The 16704-nt window shown below is 41.5% G+C and carries 11 protein-coding genes; 3 read left to right on the top strand and 8 right to left on the bottom strand.

The window, feature by feature from the left end:
• The first annotated feature begins 1297 nt into the window (after window positions 1-1297).
• The gene (locus QPX86_RS04570) at window positions 1298-1693 is read left to right on the top strand and encodes a hypothetical protein (protein ID WP_285164472.1); all 396 of its coding nucleotides are present in this window, start codon (window positions 1298-1300) and stop codon (window positions 1691-1693) included.
• A gap of 974 nt (window positions 1694-2667) precedes the next feature.
• Here the strand turns inward: QPX86_RS04570 and QPX86_RS04565 are convergent.
• A complete protein-coding gene (locus tag QPX86_RS04565) occupies window positions 2668-3930 on the bottom strand; it encodes a glycosyltransferase (RefSeq protein ID WP_285164469.1) in 1263 nt (420 codons plus the stop codon).
• 283 nt (window positions 3931-4213) lie between these two features.
• Between QPX86_RS04565 and QPX86_RS04560 the strand changes: the two genes are divergently transcribed.
• On the top strand, window positions 4214-5038 hold the full coding sequence (locus tag QPX86_RS04560; protein ID WP_220755088.1) for a mechanosensitive ion channel family protein: 825 nt from the start codon (window positions 4214-4216) through the stop codon (window positions 5036-5038).
• A 204-nt stretch (window positions 5039-5242) separates the two neighbouring features.
• Complete coding sequence (trmH, locus tag QPX86_RS04555; RefSeq protein WP_220755087.1) at window positions 5243-5962, top strand: tRNA (guanosine(18)-2'-O)-methyltransferase TrmH; 720 nt, start codon at window positions 5243-5245, stop codon at window positions 5960-5962.
• Between the two features lie 124 nt (window positions 5963-6086).
• Here the strand turns inward: trmH and QPX86_RS04550 are convergent, their stop codons facing one another.
• From QPX86_RS04550 to QPX86_RS04520, 7 genes are all read right to left on the bottom strand, one after another.
• Window positions 6087-7271, bottom strand: a complete 1185-nt coding sequence (locus QPX86_RS04550; RefSeq protein ID WP_285164465.1) for an aminotransferase class V-fold PLP-dependent enzyme — start codon at window positions 7269-7271, stop codon at window positions 6087-6089.
• An 80-nt stretch (window positions 7272-7351) separates the two neighbouring features.
• Window positions 7352-8248, bottom strand: coding sequence for a tryptophan 2,3-dioxygenase (gene kynA, locus QPX86_RS04545; protein ID WP_220755085.1), 897 nt, complete (start codon window positions 8246-8248; stop codon window positions 7352-7354).
• 360 nt (window positions 8249-8608) lie between these two features.
• Window positions 8609-9862 carry a sensor histidine kinase gene (locus tag QPX86_RS04540; protein ID WP_220755084.1) on the bottom strand — a complete coding sequence of 418 codons (1254 nt, stop codon included), beginning with the start codon at window positions 9860-9862 and terminating at the stop codon, window positions 8609-8611.
• Window positions 9859-10566, bottom strand: a complete 708-nt coding sequence (locus QPX86_RS04535) for a response regulator transcription factor (protein ID WP_285164462.1) — start codon at window positions 10564-10566, stop codon at window positions 9859-9861. Before QPX86_RS04535 ends, QPX86_RS04540 begins: the two co-directional genes overlap by 4 nt.
• Window positions 10567-10738: 172 nt before the next feature.
• Window positions 10739-13912, bottom strand: a complete 3174-nt coding sequence (locus QPX86_RS04530) for an efflux RND transporter permease subunit (RefSeq protein WP_285164460.1) — start codon at window positions 13910-13912, stop codon at window positions 10739-10741.
• Window positions 13912-15243: an efflux RND transporter periplasmic adaptor subunit gene (locus tag QPX86_RS04525; protein ID WP_285164458.1), complete on the bottom strand. Its 1332-nt coding sequence runs from the start codon at window positions 15241-15243 to the stop codon at window positions 13912-13914. The genes QPX86_RS04530 and QPX86_RS04525 overlap by 1 nt, the downstream gene beginning before the upstream one ends.
• Window positions 15240-16643 carry a TolC family protein gene (locus QPX86_RS04520; RefSeq protein ID WP_285164456.1) on the bottom strand — a complete coding sequence of 468 codons (1404 nt, stop codon included), beginning with the start codon at window positions 16641-16643 and terminating at the stop codon, window positions 15240-15242. The genes QPX86_RS04525 and QPX86_RS04520 overlap by 4 nt, the downstream gene beginning before the upstream one ends.
• Between the last annotated feature and the right edge of the window lie 61 nt (window positions 16644-16704).

Here is a 16704-nt window from a genome sequence, read left to right as displayed (position 1 = left end):
AAGCCTGCGGCAAGCAATGGATTAGATTGAGGTGATGGTCTTCGATAGTTGAGCAGGGATAAATGAATTACATAGTTGCTGTTCGTAACTCATTTATGCCCCCATTCCTTGTTTACTATTTTGAAAACTCTACGTCTTGGTACTTAGTTAATATCAGGTTAAGACATATGGATTTCACACTGGATTTCCAAACTCCGTTTGGATTAACGTCGTGGCGCTTCGCCCACACCAGAGCAAGAAGGGTGAAACTGCTCACCCCTCTTGCATCTCCCCAGCAGCTCCGGCGAAATTAAAAAAGCAAAATTTCCAACGGAAAATCATCCAGATTTAAACTTCGTTTGTATTCAGCTTCGATCATCTTCAAAAATCACTAACGCTTCCGATGGGGGCATCCCTTCACCTCGAAAACTAGCCAGAATCTTAAGTGCAGGATGCACTAAATGCCTTAAAGCACCTGGATGTGCCAGAAAGGCCATGTCAGGACTCACGCGATTCTCTTGATGTTCTCAAGCCTACTGGATACACAAATGAAGCTAAATCGAAGAAGTAATAATCCCAATGTAGATGCAGCAGCGAGCTTCCAAAACATGGATGTTTTGGCAGAGCTTACAGGGATGCTTACTTTTAAATCAAGAGCCAGCGTCTCGCAGTTGTATCTGCACATAAGGTCGTTCTTTCACATCTGAACCATAGGGATATGGTAAATGTCTTTATGATGTATGGAACATCATTGACCATGTGATCGCGACATTTCGTTCGTCCTGTACATCCCAGCGGCAGGCAATGGATTAGATTGAAGTAGTGATCTTCTTTAACAAACCCAATATAAATGAAGTGAAAAGTTAGTGGTTATAACACGTTTATGCCCCAAAGTTATTTAGAACCATAGCTCTATTTAACAATGCTTATCTTCGTTTTCCATACAACATTTAATTGAAATTGCTCTTTTACAGTTGCCATCCTTACTGCCTAGATTGCACAATCTAATGAACTGGTTTTATATACAGGTATAATGAGATTTGGCTTAATTTAAATCAAACAACTCATTAAGTAAGTCTAAAGTCGTAACATTGACTTAATTAGAAAACTATAATTAATTGATAATATTAAAAATAAACTTAAGAGATCGTTTTTTGAACGATATTATCGCGCAAGCCCGTTTTGTTTTATGATGTTGAGAGCATTTTATTGCTTTACATCAAAGAGATAGAAAATGTACGATGATATAAATCAATAACTTAAACGGCCGACTTTATCAGGCGAGCCGTATAATAAGCTGTTCTGTGTCAGGAGAATCATGGCATCTCATAAGCGACTAAAAAGTGTTGTACAAAGCACGGCTCACCACGCAGTGAGTGCGCTTTCCTTTGTGCACCCGCATCTTGGTCAAGCGTGTGAGAAAGCCGGCCTTGATTCTATAGAAATCTATGTATCTGAAGCTGAGCCATGCCCAGCAAGGTTCCTTCATATAGAGCCACTGCGATTGGCACTGAATTCACTCAAAGAAACATTCTACGGTTTGGTAGTAACTGAAGGTTTCGAGCCACAAGATATTGAGTCGGCAAAAATGGTTTTCGAGTTCAAACATGGTCAACTCGATCATTATTGTAGTGTTTGCACAGTTTCGTTGGTTAGTGCATCCAAAACGTATCAAAGCAAGGTAAATTACCTTGGAAACACAGAACAAGTTTAGGCAATCGGACGCAGCAAAGCTGCGCCGTTGCTAAAGGCGTTATGTTGCTTGCTGAATATTGTCCGTAAGTAAATCTAGTCAATTCAAAAGGGAGCATCGTTAAATGGATGTTGCGTTGTACTCAGCGATCTTATTGGCTGTAGTATTAATTTTGGTGAGTATTACCGATCCAAGATTTAAGAAAAGAGATACTATGTTTGTCTCGATCGTCTGCATAAGTGCGCCAATTATAGGGCTAATTGAACGCTTCACTAATTTATGGATTTCTATAGCTATAATGACTTTGATGCTTTTCTGGGTGATTTTTTCTAGATTAAAACAAGGTTTCGCAACATAACAAGGCACTATAGTCGGATTTCAGCCAGCCCGGCTGCGCTCGTGCCTGGCGGATTATAGCCGGGCAGTCTGCTCCCGCTAAGTGGTGCGTTATGTTGCTTGCTGAATATTGTCCGTAAGTAAATCTAGTCAATTCAAAAGGGAGCATCGTTAAATGGATGTTGCGTTGTACTCAGCGATCTTATTGGCTGTAGTATTAATTTTGGTGAGTATTACCGATCCAAGATTTAAGAAAAGAGATACTATATTTGTCTCGATCGTCTGCATAAGTGCGCCAATTATAGGGCTAATTGAACGCTTCACTAATTTATGGATTTCTATAGCTATAATGACTTTGATGCTTTTCTGGGTGATTTTTTCTAGATTAAAACAAGGTTTCGCAACATAACAAGGCACTGTAGGCGGATTTCAGCTAGCCCGGCTGCGCTCGTGCCTCGCGGATTATAGCCGGGCAGTCTGCTCCCGCTAAGTGGAGCGTTACCGTATATCCGATTGCCATATCTACCCTAATACCAAAAGTCACTTTTAGAATTTAGCTCTAAAACGTTTTTGTCAAAATGAGTTTTAACTTTGATTCTCTGGCGACTTATAAACGCCCTAGAAACCTCCTGCCCTTGATATCAATTTCAGCTTAGGTACTAAATTAACACTCCTTGCTTTTTTAGCCACTTAATCGCATTCTCTATTCCGTCTTCTTGAGATAATAGCTCAGCGACTTGTTGGGCTCGTTGCTGCATTTGTTGATCAGTCACCATTTGCAAAATCCCCTCAGCGAGATTATCTACAGTTAGATGCTTTTGTTTAATCGGTTTTGGCCCCAAACCCTGTTTATAAACTTTTTCTCCCCAAAAAGGCTGGTCAGCAAAGAAAGGACAAATCAAAGTTGGCTTACCTGCTTTAAGCCCTGCGGCCGTTGTGCCAGCGCCGCCATGATGAACCACGGCAGCGACTTGAGGAAATAGCCAGTCATGTGGCACAGCGTCAGTAACTAGCACTTGGCTTGGAACATCATCAAGCTCAAGCCCGCCCCAACCAGTGACAATAATCGCTCTTACCTTTGCTTTAATCACGGCATCAATCACCAACCGTGCGGTTTTTACTGGATCTTTACCTGACATGCTGCCAAAACCGATATAAATAGGCGGTTTACCATCTGCCATAAAGTCAGTAATTGTCTTTTCAGGTGAGTAATCGTTCTGTTTTTGTAGAAACCAATAACCTGTTATTGCTGTGCTTTGTGGCCAATCCTGTGGGCGAGCCTCGATGTGCTTACTAAAGGCATGTAATACAGGAATGGCTTTACCTGTATTCATCGAAAGCACACCTGCTTTGTGGCTCAATTCAGGCAAGTGTAAAAGCGCCTTCCGAAGTAAATTCAGCTGTTTCAAATAGGGTTTAAAACCCAAGCTCGCTAATCGATAGCTTAAGCGATTTGTGATACCACTGATATTAGGTAAGCCTATTAAAGGAAAGTCACTGGTCTTAACGAGCATTGGTTGTAATAGTGCCATGACCGCTGGCACATTAAACTTCTCTGCAATAGAGGGAGCAACGATACACTTAGGGTGATAAATCACTAGTTTAGGCTCCACTTCAATGCCTGCTTTAATGCTATCAACCATCAATTGTTCATTTATTGGTTTTGCCAGTTTCATTAACCTAATAGCGGTTTTAATGCCTTTGAATAAACTTCCCATGCTTTCAACACTGCCACCTTCCATTAATTTGAACAGCTCATTGCTCAGGTATTGATAATTGAGTCCATGCTTTTCAACTATTGATTGAAATCGTTCATGAGTACAAACATAAACCTGATGACCTTGCGCCTGTATGCTAACTCCCAGAGCAATAAAAGGCTCTATATCACCACGTGAGCCAATCGTGAGTAGCAAAATGTTCATCTCGATATCCTTTAGTTTTGATTGGCCCTAACAACATGGAAATTTTCATGAGTATGTTTAAAAACCTTAGATAACTTAAGCAAAAACAATCCCTTTAATGTGAACCTTCAATCGGTTGTCATCACATATTGCACTAGGTTGTGCTAAGCTAAATTCGATAATAACAATATCATGTAACTGGACTAAATTAATCAGCTAAACAAGCTGTTAAGCTGCTCCATCATCCAATACATAATATTCGTTGAATCTAAGGCAAGTATCCCTTTTATGCAGGAGGCATTAAATGCAAGACTACGTAGATCAAATCGATATAAATCAATATCTACCACTCATTATTGATGTAGGGATCAATGTATTATTAGCTGCGCTAATTTTAATCGTTGGTCTTTATATCGCTAATAAAGCCAGCTCAATCATCAATAAAATTGGTGAAAAGTACGACAAGCTCGACAACACTTTATTCCGCTTTTTAGGCAGTGTCGCCAAGTACATTATTCTCGCTTTTGTTGCTATTGCGGTATTAAATCGTTTTGGGGTGCAAACAGCCTCTATTGTTGCATTGCTAGGTGCTGCAGGTTTAGCTGTTGGTTTAGCATTACAAGGAACATTGTCTAACCTTGCTGCTGGCGTGATGCTATTGTTATTCCGCCCTTATAAAGTCGGTGATTTTATTAGCGCTGCAGATCGCTTCGGTAATGTTCAAGAAATTGACTTGTTCACGACTATTCTAAGAACCTTCGATAATCAGCATATTATCGTACCGAACAGCCAAATTTGGGGTGCGCAAATCGTTAACCATTCATTCCATGATATTCGTGGTGTGGATATGCATTTTGGAGTGGCTTACAAAGAAAACACCGATGAGGTGCGTAAGGTGATTGATGCAGTACTAGCTGCACATCCACATATTTTAAAAGACCCTGCTCCGTTTGTTGAAGTTGAAACCTTAAATGACAGCTCAGTGGATTTCTTAGTCCGTCCTTTCTGCCATGGTGAGCACTATTTCGATATCTTGTATTCAATCCCTGAGCAAATCAAAAAAGCACTGGATGAAGCTGGTATTGAAATTCCATTCCCACACAGAAAACTGATCATCGAAAAAGAGTAAGAGTTAAATCTCGAGATTTTGATAACAATAGCGAGCAAGTGCCTTTGGCCTTGCTCGTTTTACTTTCAGCAATACTCAATCCCAGCTACGATTCCATCTCTAAAGACATACAAGTCGAGTTTAGTGCCATTTTAGCGTTATAATCGCTGCGCAAAATACCTGACAACGATTTAACCCACTTTTAAAAGAAGTAGAATTAGCACCATGACGCCAGAACGTTTAGCCCGCATTAACGAAATGCTTGATAACCGCCAAGTCGACCTTACGGTTTGTCTTGATAAAGTGCATAAAACCAATAATATCGCGGCGACAGTGCGCACCGCCGACAGTGTTGGTGTTCATCAAATTCATGCGGTGATGCCAGAGGACTCATTATGGGTATCGGGCAATACCTCGTCGGGCAGTCACCGCTGGGTCAATACTGTTAAGCATGTGACTTATCAAGAAGCCTATGAGCAATTTAAAGCCCAAGGTATGCAAGTGTTAGCCACCACCTTTTCCGATTCTGCGATAGATTTTCGTGAAGTGGACTATACCAAGCCAACGGTTATCGTGCTGGGTAACGAGCGAGATGGCGTTAGCCCAGAAGCGATAGCCTCAGCTGATCAACACATCATTATTCCAATGGTGGGCATGGTGCAGTCATTGAACGTGTCGGTTGCTGGGGCATTAATCATGTATGAAGCTCAGCGCCAGCGCCAAGAAGCAGGCATGTATAACAACAGACGTTTAACTCATGAGTATTGCCAAACCAAATTATTTGAACAAGGCCATCCGATTTACGCGAAAGCGTGCCGTCGTAAGAATATTCCTTACCCTGCAATAGATGAACACGGTCAAATTGATGCGAGTCCTGAATGGTGGGATAGAATGCGTGCTCCCGATCCCCTAGAAGCGGTTGATATTGAAAATAGTAGTGATTAAACCAGCGTGACTAAAAATTAAGCTGCCTGCAGAATTAAATAGATAAAAGCATATACAAAAATAGCTGCCCAGATATGGCAGCTATTTTTGATAAACGTATACATTCCTTAATACAACTAAGCTGTTAAATCACCTTGGCAATATCTTCAATAATATTAAGTGCCTGATCAATTTGTTTATCACTAACATAAGGCGCGGTACCAAGTCTTAACTGATGACCACGACTATCACACAACACGTTATGCTCACCGAGTTTTTGTACCCAGTCACTGGCTTTATCGGTAGTCAAAGATAAAAAACCGCCATTGGCTTGCAAGTGATGCTCCGGTAATTTCAAACCTAATTGATGCTCACCAACAGCTTCAATCCCTTGCCATAAACGACCAATTTGCCTTTGATTAATATCACGCAAGAACACATCGGTTAATTGTTGTTGCTTAAAAAAATCAAACACTGCCACAGCACGATAATGACTCACAGGATCGTAAGTTGATCCCGCAAACGCAGACTGCCCTGCGCCGTAACCGACCTTACCAGGCGCTTGATTTAACACATCAAACTCAGCGTACCAACCCGTAATAATCGGACTGCCTTGGTGGTCTGCTGGAATGCGCATCATGCAATTACCTTCACCCGCTTGGCAATATTTATAACCGCCGCCCACCACAAAAGCTGACTCAATCTGCCATCTCTGAAGGTTGAACGGCACCACATTTAACGCATGATAAGCATCAACTAGACATGGAACGTTCAAAGACTTGGCCGCTTGCGCCACTAAGCCCACATCATCAAAAATTTCACTTGTATTAAAAAATACCGCTGACAACATTATCGCATCGGTATCGACATCAATCTTATCCATCAGTCTTTGAGCCAAGGTGTCACTGGGATGAACAGGCACAACTTCGATGGTGCAATTGAGCTCTTTTAAGCGTTGCAACTGACGCCTTAAAGAATGAAACTCACCATCTGTGGTGACTATCTTCAATGGCCTATTAAGTGAGGTTTTAAAGTATTTTAGATCTGACAGAAAACGTAAAATGAGTTCATGGGTTGATGAACCTAATGCGATTTGACCATTAGGCTCGCCCATCAGGTGTCGATAAAAATCTCTGACACAGTCAGCTTTAGCCAGTGCATTGCCCCACTTTTCATCGACATGCTTTGCCGCATCATAATAACAATCTAGCATGCCTTTTTTAGCGGCATCCGGCCAAGCTTGGTGGGAATGACCTGACAATAAAATTCGACTTTCAACGTTAAAATCTGCGTAATAAGGTTGAAGTTGAGCGGCGATATTTTTATTCATGTAGAGTCTCTCAAATCAAGGATTCAAACTTAAAAATCATAGTGGTAAGTGGTTCTCGTAAATACGCTTAATCAAACAGCTTATAAATGAGTACGCAGTTCAAATAGCTCTGGAAAAAAACTAATATCCAGTGACTTTTTCAAAAACTCTACCCCAGATGAACCGCCCGTTCCCGCTTTGTTACCAATAATTCGCTGTACGGTATACATATGTTTAAAACGCCATTGCTGAAAACTGTCTTCTATATCCACCAATTTTTCAGCCAACTCATAAAGCTCAAAGTGTTGATCCGCTTGCTGGTATACATTAATCCAAGCATTTAATACCGCAGGATGACTTTGATAAGGTTGGCTGACATCTCGACTTAATACTGACTCATCGTCCAGCAAGCCTTTGTGCTGCAAAACCTTGATGCTGACATCATATAAGCTCGGCGCATGCAATAGGCTGTTTAGCTCTTGGTAAACTTCCGGGTTACTTTTATGAACCCCAAGTAAGTCAGCATTTTTATTGCCTAATAAAAATTCAATTTTACGATAACCGTAGGACTGAAAACCTGACGAGTGACCTAAGGCATCGCGAAATTTAAGGTAGTCGACAGGGGTCAGTGTGGCGAGAATATTCCATGACTGAGTGAGTTGATTCAAAATCTGTTTAACTCGAGAGATCACTTTAAATGCGTGGCCAAAATCGCCAGTGTTTATATTGTCAATCGCACACGTTAACTCGTGACCTGCTAGTTTTAACCAAAGCTCACTGGCTTGATGAATAACTATAAAAAGCATCTCGTCATGTTGATCTGACAAAGGCTGCTGCGCCGATAGTATTTTCTCGAGATTTAGATAGTCGCCATAGGACATATCATCTTTAAAGTCGGTATGAATGCTATCTTCAAGTTCTCTGAAGTTAGCTTTGGTCTCATTATTTTTGTTGTTATCAGTCTGTGGTGCAGACTTATGACCAAGTGGGCAGCCCATGTAAAACTCCTTCGTTGAGTGGCTTAAGTTACATATCGATTCAACATCGCTAAATTTGAATATTATTTGCGACACAAAAATAACCTATCACGTAGATTAAAAACTGGCTAACAAGGGCTATTGCTAAGCGTCAGTTTTAATTTACATTTTAGTGATAAAGCTAGCGTTACCGATTAACAAGCTATACAGAAATTCTTATGAGGAGGGCTATTTGAGAAAAAGCTATTTGAGAAAAGAGCTAATTGCTAAAGTGCTTAATATGAAGCGCTTTAACAAATAAATTCCCACAAATAAATGGCAAAAAAGTTGAAGACTATTGCTAGCCTTCAACCTTCAATGTCGTTTACATAATCATCAATGCTAAAAAATCACTTCAACTTTTCGGCCATAAGCTGTTGGCGTGACCTCGTATCGCCAACCATATTGTCTAACTAGCTTTTCAGTTAACTCTAAGCCTAAACCAAAGCCTAAATCGTCTGTTTCGCTGTGCTCGTCAACATCATAATTTTGATTAGTAATCGATAAATGATCGTTTGATTGCTCTATGACGACTTTACCATTAAAAGTGTGCTGAAATGCATTACGAATAAGGTTGGTAATGATGATCCGATACAAACCTGCTGACATCGTCAACTGGGTATCATCTGTACTTAGGCTAACATCAACCGTTTTACCTTGTAGTAGGTAATGTAATTCGGAAGCAATTTGCTCAGCTAACTCGCCAACGGCAACTTCACTAGTGGGTAATGATTTCCCTTCTTGACGATTAAGCCATAATAAGGTTTCGGTTAAATCAGTCATGGTTAAGCCAGCTCGCTCAATTCTATCGAGTACCGCCAATTGCTTATCTTGGGCTAATTGTTTAGTAATCATTTTACGTAGTAATTCTGCATTTGTGCGGCTCACAGCAATAGGTGTGCGCAATTCATGGCTGGCATAACCTAAAAAGCGTTTCTCCCTGTCTAAGCTATCTTGTACAGAACTTAAACTGGTTTGAACGATATCAGCCAAGGTATTAAGTTCACTGTAATGGAAGTTTGGCCTAGGCTGAGAAAGCTTCTCTTCATCCAGAGATTTAGCCCACTCTTTAAGCTTTTCGACAGGCGAAGCTATTTTTCGAAGTACCAACAACAATACAACTGCAAACAGTATCATGGCGAAAAAGGCCACCAGCAAAATATATAAAAATTGCGGCGGTTTATTATCTCGTTTAACTTTATCTTTCTTATCTAAAATAACCCCTGCATAACGCACCTTTTTGCCAGAAACAACTTTCATCGCAAAAAATGCACGCTTAGGATGATCTATGATTGGAATACCTTCAATTTCTTTAATAAGCACATTAGGCTCAAGGTCATCTTTATTCAGGTTCTTTTGAATAAGAAAAGGTAATGCCTCCCAACGGGTAGCCACGGTTAACTCGCCAATGGTGACAGGGTTATCACCATCTAAGGTGATTTCTGTCGCTTGTGAGCGAACAAAGTTAGTCATGGCAACATCTAAACCCGAGAAGAAATAACTCACAGCAACGGCAGACATTCCCACAATCGTAACTGTACCAGTCAAAAACATTGCGAGTAAAAAGTAGATTTTAATACTGGGTCTTATATTCATGAGGCAGACTCACTATTTTCAGGTTCAAGTTTTAAAGCAAATCCCCGTCCCGTAATAGTATGAATCAGCTTTTGTGCTTCTTCACAGTCACCATCAACAGCTTTGCGCAAGTTGAACATATGCACTTTTAAACTATTGCTGTCTGGCTGTTCATCCCCCCAAACGCTTTGCATTATCTTTTCTCTAGATACCACTTTGGGGCTGTCACGTAGTAAGCATTCAAGAATTTTAATGGCTGTCGGTGACAGCTTAAGCATCTGCTCTTTTCGAGTGGCTGTTTTACTTTGTAAATCTAAAGCCAAGTCAGATACCATCAACTTACTGACTTCACCACTCCTTCTGCGCGACAGCACTTGCGCCCTTACAATCAGCTCTTCCATGGCAAACGGTTTTATCAAATAATCATCTGCCCCCTTTGAAAAGCCAACCAGTTTGTCATCCAAGGTATCTCGTGCCGTTAGCATCAGTATTGGCACATCAATCCCTTGAGCGCGTATACGTTCACACACTTCAAGGCCATTCATTTTCGGCATGTTTAAATCAAGCACTACGACATCGTATTGATTCGTTTCAATCAAATTAAGCCCAATCGCGCCATTGGCAGCGTGATCGCACTGAATATCTTCAAGTTCAAGGTAATCAATGATGGCTGTTGCTAGGTCAATATCATCTTCGACCAAGAGTAACTGCAAATTATCAGACATTGTATTTCCTCATTAACTCAAATTCAGTGCGTACATTGCAGGATATTAGATTCAACGTACTCTATTTAACCATTGCGCTTCAGCATTAGCTTGTTGCTACTGAAGACACACTATTAATCTAATAGAGCACAGTCTAGCCTAATCAAACTAATCATTACATTTCAATATGATATTACTGAGTTTGTATTGGTTTCTCTTGGCCAAAAACACACTGCTTTAGCTTATCAATCCCACGCCCAGCATCAGCTTGAATCATCAATAATGATGGCGTTAATACCAAGGTAATCACTGTGGCAAATAAAATACCGTAACCTAAAGCCGCTGCAGCTGGAATTAAGAACTGCGCCTGCATAGAGGTTTCACTTAACAGTGGTGCAAGACCTGCAAATGTCGTAATCGAAGTTAGCAGCACTGCTCGCAAGCGACCGGTACACGCTTGTTCAATCGCCTCACTAATCGGCATTTGTTTTTCGCGTACCAACTCATTAAAACGTGAAACTAACAATAAACTGTCGTTCACCACTACGCCGCTCAATGCCAAGATACCGTTAAGCGATAAAATACTAATAGTTAAATCATTCCACCAATGTCCTAAAATCGCGCCAACAATACCAAATGGAATCGCAATCATAATGATCACTGGCTGTACGTACGATTTAAGCGGTATCGCCAGTAAAGCAAAAATCAAAATTAGCGCAAGTACAAAAGTCGATTGCATTGAATCTGTCGACTCTTTTTGCTGCTCTGCTTCACCGGTAAAATCGATTTTAACCGTTGGGTAATCTGCACTTAATTGCGGCACCATGGTTTGCTGTAATTGCGTCACTAACTCATTTGAAGCAATAACCGCTTTATCCACAACCGCAGTAATATAAACCGCACGCTGATTGTCGATACGAGTAATTTCTGATTGTTGATAATCTGAAAACACATTCGCTACCGAGATTAGCGGCACGACAGTACCATCGGGCGTTCTCACATTGGCTGTTGTCACATCGGCAAAGGTCTGACGATTTTCCTCTGGGTAACGAACACGCACTTTCACTTCGTCTTTACCACGTTGAAAACGCTGAACAATATCCCCACCAAACGCTTGCAAGACTTGCTTAGCTAAATCTGCGGTATCCATGCCTAACGCACGGCCTTGAGGAGTTAACTCAAAACGATATTGAGGCTCACCTAAATCTAGGTTGTCATCGATACCGCTAACACCATCAATAGTCTGCAGTTCTTGCTTTAATTTATTAGCAGCCTCAGTTAATAGCGTGTCGTCATTGGCTTTTAACTCAACTTTAAAGTTATCAACCATCTCCTTCATCGACATCACTTTGAGCTTACTTACCCCTTCCATTTGCGCTGACATATCTGACCATGCATTAGCAAAATCACGAGCGGTATAAGCGGCATCACTGTCTAATTCGATAATCACTGAACCTGATTTATCTGCGCTAGCAGTCACCTGAATGCTGCTAATATCTGATTCAGCGTCATCTGTTTCACCCGCGTCAGCACGTAAGGTTTTATCCAGCGCCAATGCGTTAGCTTCCAGTGTCATTAAGTTTGTTTGTGTTTGGCCGTAACTGCTGTCGTTGTACATGCGAATATCAGCAACAACGGTATCACCAGCAATTTCAGGAAAAAAGGCAACTCGCACCCCGCCAGTAAATGGCATACCAATCACTAAAAGAAACAAGGCAACAAATATCATCACTACCGCATAACGCAATTTAAGCGCTTGGCCAATGACCTTTTTGTAAATGTTATTGTTAAACCAATCAAGCCCATTATCTGCAGCTTGCTGAATGGTATTCCAGAAGCTTTTTTTATCGTTACGCTGAGTATTAACGTGCGCTAAATGTGCAGGCAGAATTAACTTAGACTCTACTAATGACAACAATAAACAAATGGTCACAATCATGCCAAATTGCGCATAAATTTGGCCTAACTTACCTTCAATGGCTGCTATAGACATAAAGGCAACTACAGTGGTTAACACCCCAAAAATAGTCGGCGCGGCCACTTTATGTGTGCCGATAATGGTGCTTCTAATTGAGTCGCCTTCTTGCTTACGAGTGGTGTAAATACTTTCGCCAATCACCACCGCATCATCAACCACAATACCCAGCGCCATGATAAAACCAAAGGTGGTCATTTCATTTAAGGTGAATCCCGTAAAGGTATCCGTCATGAAAAATAAAGTGCCGCTGAACACAAATGGCAAACTGGCGGCGACCCAAAAGGCAACGCGGATATTTAAAAATATCGCCAAAATAATAAATACTAATGCAATACCTGAAAGCGCATTTTTAGCCAGCAATGATAGACGCTCAGTAATAAGGTCACTTTTGTCGTACCAGCTTTCAATCTCGACATTTTCAGGTAATAAGTTACTACTACGCCATTTCTCTATCACTTGTTTGGCTTGCTCAACAATATCGACGACATCGCTGTACTCATCCATGACCACCTGAATACCCATTGAGTTTTGCTCGTTATAACGAGATAAACTAAAAGTGTCTTCTTCAAAAGTGTCGCTAACCACTGCAATATCAGACAGTAAGATATGGCTACCATCGGCGTAGGTTAATACTGATATGTTTTTAAAATCTTCAACTTCATAGGCCTGTTCAGACACCTTTAAACGCACGGTTTTATCGGCATTACGTAAGCTAGTCACTATGCTACTTGATGATTCAGCATTAATGGCATTTGACACATCTGTTAGGGTGAGTCCGTAAGCTTGAAGCTTAACCTCGTTGACCTCGACTGAAATCATCGGGTCTAAGGTGGCACTGATGGATAAATCACGAATGGCACTTTGACTTAGCAAGTCAGATTTAAGCTGCTCAGCTAAATCTTGTAAGGTTTTGCGGTCAGCATCACCATATAGCTGCACCCAAATGGCGTGCTCTTGACGACGCGCTTTATCAATAACAGGGTTGTCAGCCTCGCTTGGCAAGTTATTGATCGCATCGACTTTGGTTTTTACATCCGTCAGCAAAGTATCTAAGTTGTAGTTGCTTTCTTTCTCAATCGACACATGACTGCCTGAAGCATCGGAAGTTGAAGTAATACGCTTTACACCGGATACGGTTTCAAGGGCTTCTTCAATCTTCATTGCGATACTTTCTTCAGCACGAATAGGGTCGCCACTGTCATAAGTGACCGACACTGTGACTAAGTCTGGCTCTAAACTCGGGAACGCTTCTTTACGGATATCATTGAATGAAAATAGGCCTACAATGATTACGCCCATCATCAGTAGATTTGCCGCTACTGAGTTTTGGGCAAACCATGAAATAATGCCTTTTGGTAACGGTTCTTTGTCATTGATATTGCTGCTCATTACAATTCCTCAACCGTTGGCATAACCTTCATACCAGCTTTAAAGTTGCTCAAGGGGCGTTTAACCACCTGAACTAAAGACTCGTCTTGCGTAGGCGTAACATAAATTTTATTTTGACGTTCAAACAAGGTATTTGCTGCAGACTTGTGTAATAAGCCTTCGTTATCTACCGTCCAGATTTCACCTTGTTGCGAGCGCGCTGAAGACGGTAACTCCCAAAGATAATCAATCGTGACACCTTCAATGGTAGCTTGCACAAAAGTACCAGGATAAAGCGGTGTCTCCTGTTGCAGTGGATTTTCAACTACAAGTACCAATGAACGCTGACGCGTGTCTTGTGCCACATATTGATGTGTACGCTCAACATAAGCAGTCCATTGCTGACTCTTATCACTATCACTGCCTGCTGATGAAATGATTGCGCTCCACTGATGATTGCTTTTATTGCTCTCATTAAGAGTCAGTTGGTCATTTTTAGCCGCATCAACATTGATTACAGCTTGGGGCAAGTTAGCCCATTGTTTGTCTGATAATGGAATTTCAATCTCGATGCGATCAACGCTATACAGCATTGCCACTTCGCCTCCCACATTGATAAAGCTACCTAATTGCACATTACGACTGACAATCACGCCATCAAATGGGGCTGTAATATCTGTATAATTAAGATCTCGCTCGGCTTTTTCTAAGGTTTTTTGGGCGTTTTCTAACGCTGCTTCCGCACTAGCAAGTTGTGGTTCTCTTAACACAAGTGGTGAACTTGGTTCTCCAGATAATCCTGAACGTTCCCATTCGCTGCGCGCTTGCTCGCCTTGACGTTGCTCTTCTAGTAACTCAAGTTGCGCAGTGGCCACATCAGCTTTTGCCTGTGATACTGCTTGCTGGAAATTAGTGTCATCAAGTTTAGCCAATAAGTCACCTTCCTTAACAACGCGACCTGACTCGAAGGCTTCAGCAAGCCATTCAATTCGACCACTGATTTCACTGGTGTAAGTCAACTCGAAACGCGGCTTAGTTTCACCATAGCCCGTCACTTCTGCTTGGTAAGTGGCACTAGGGGTTGGTTGAACAGCCACTTGCGAAAGTAATGACACTGGCTCAGTCTTTTTAGCTTGTTCATTTGCCCCGAGTCTTTCTGAAGGTTTGTCAGTCTTTTGCACCATTTGTTGTGGCGCAACTTTGGTTGAAGCAGGCTCTTTACCTTTATCAGGCCCCGGCCCCATTTGGCTGCCGTTGTAAGCAGAAACCACAAAAATTGAACCTGCAGCAGCTAAAGTGATCGCAATCGTTAAGGCATTCTTTTTTAATTTACGGGTAATGATTTGTTTCATGCTGATACTCCTAAACCTAGTGCAAGGCCTAAATCAATGCGGTTCAATAATCTTTGGTATGTGGTGTTAGTTAGTTTTGCTTCAATATCGTAGGATTGCTGCTGAACAGTGAGTAAATCCAAAATATCAACTAAGCCTTGGCGATACTTTTGCTCGTAACTCACGATACTGCGTTGAGCGCTTAAAAGTGCATCATCAAGGTGTGTTTGTTGCAGTGTTAACGAGCCTTCTTGACCGATAGCATTTTCTACTTCGTTAACGGCATTAAGCAGAGTCTCTTGGTATACCCAGAAGCTTTGCTCTGTGGTCAACTGAGCAATTTCTGCTTGTGACTTTAACTTACCGCCTTGAAACAACGGCGCTGACATTTGGCCTAATACACTCCAAAGCGGATTAGTTAAAAGCGCTTCACTTGGGGTGTTAGCAATGTCGGTTAAACTGGCTGACAAACTAAAGGATGGCAACATGGCTTTATAGGCTGCATCAGTTCGTAATGACTCTGCTTCAATACTAAAAAAGGCTTGTTGTAAATCTGGGCGCCCCGACATATTTTGCACAGGCACAGCATCTAACGGATTAATGACATGGGGAAATTCATTTAAAGCTTCAAGCACTGGCAGTTCATTTTCTGGTTGCCACTGACCAGTGAGTAACATTAAGCTTCGCTCACTTTGTGCGACATTTTCTTGATACTGAGCGACGGTTGCGCGCGTTGAAGCGCTGCTGCTTTTAGCATTATCCAACTCTTCTAATGAGCCAAGCCCAGCTTGATAACGCTCAAGTACTAAGGTTTCGTTTTGAGCAAGTACTGCTAAACGGCGCTGCTCAATTTCCAGTAATTGCTGATTAACACTAATTTCAAGCCAGCCACGCATAATATTGGCGGCCAATAGGTTTTTTGCAGCATCGAAACTGGCTTGAGTCGCTTCGATATCTTTACTTGCAGCTGCAGTGCTGTCGGCAATTTTTTGCCAAAGATCCAACTCCCAACTCACCGTAACATCAGCGCTATAGCTTTCATCACTATCTTCAGTATTTTGCGCATCAAAACCTGCACTCACACTCGGTAAGCGATCTGCTGAAGTGACACCTTGCTGCGCATAAGCAATTTTTAGCGCAATGATACTTTGCTGAAGGCTTGGGCTATTTTGCATTGCAGCATCAAGATAACTATTTAACGCAGGAACGCTGACTAAGTCAGTCAGCAACAAGATGGTGTCGCTGTCTATTTCAGCAGCATTAGTCTCAGCTGTTGTTTCTTGATTGACTTGTTCTATCAACAATTCAAGAGTTTGATTGCGATTATCATTGGCCTGAGTGGCGAAGTTTGCACTGTCATTTAAAGTGCAGCCCACTAAGCTTGTTAACACTAATGCAATTATGGAATATCGAAATGTCATTGATGCTCTCCCGCGAATATTGGCTAAAGCATAACGATTGAGGGGTTAAGACAGGGTTAAC

This window comes from Shewanella goraebulensis, assembly GCF_030252245.1.
Taxonomy (GTDB): Bacteria; Pseudomonadota; Gammaproteobacteria; order Enterobacterales; family Shewanellaceae; genus Shewanella; species Shewanella goraebulensis.
Note: the sequence above shows the minus strand (reverse complement) of the source record. Positions and strands in the feature narration are given on the sequence as shown.

Bases quoted from the DNA above. Each gene is read 5' to 3' on its own strand.
- QPX86_RS04570 (WP_285164472.1), top strand. From the start codon at position 1,298: ATGGCATCTCATAAGCGACTAAAAAGTGTTGTACAAAGCACGGCTCAC.
- QPX86_RS04565 (WP_285164469.1), bottom strand. From the start codon at position 3,930: ATGAACATTTTGCTACTCACGATTGGCTCACGTGGTGATATAGAGCCT.
- QPX86_RS04560 (WP_220755088.1), top strand. From the start codon at position 4,214: ATGCAAGACTACGTAGATCAAATCGATATAAATCAATATCTACCACTC.
- trmH (WP_220755087.1), top strand. From the start codon at position 5,243: ATGACGCCAGAACGTTTAGCCCGCATTAACGAAATGCTTGATAACCGC.
- QPX86_RS04550 (WP_285164465.1), bottom strand. From the start codon at position 7,271: ATGAATAAAAATATCGCCGCTCAACTTCAACCTTATTACGCAGATTTT.
- kynA (WP_220755085.1), bottom strand. From the start codon at position 8,248: ATGGGCTGCCCACTTGGTCATAAGTCTGCACCACAGACTGATAACAAC.
- QPX86_RS04540 (WP_220755084.1), bottom strand. From the start codon at position 9,862: ATGAATATAAGACCCAGTATTAAAATCTACTTTTTACTCGCAATGTTT.
- QPX86_RS04535 (WP_285164462.1), bottom strand. From the start codon at position 10,566: ATGTCTGATAATTTGCAGTTACTCTTGGTCGAAGATGATATTGACCTA.
- QPX86_RS04530 (WP_285164460.1), bottom strand. From the start codon at position 13,912: ATGAGCAGCAATATCAATGACAAAGAACCGTTACCAAAAGGCATTATT.
- QPX86_RS04525 (WP_285164458.1), bottom strand. From the start codon at position 15,243: ATGAAACAAATCATTACCCGTAAATTAAAAAAGAATGCCTTAACGATT.
- QPX86_RS04520 (WP_285164456.1), bottom strand. From the start codon at position 16,643: ATGACATTTCGATATTCCATAATTGCATTAGTGTTAACAAGCTTAGTG.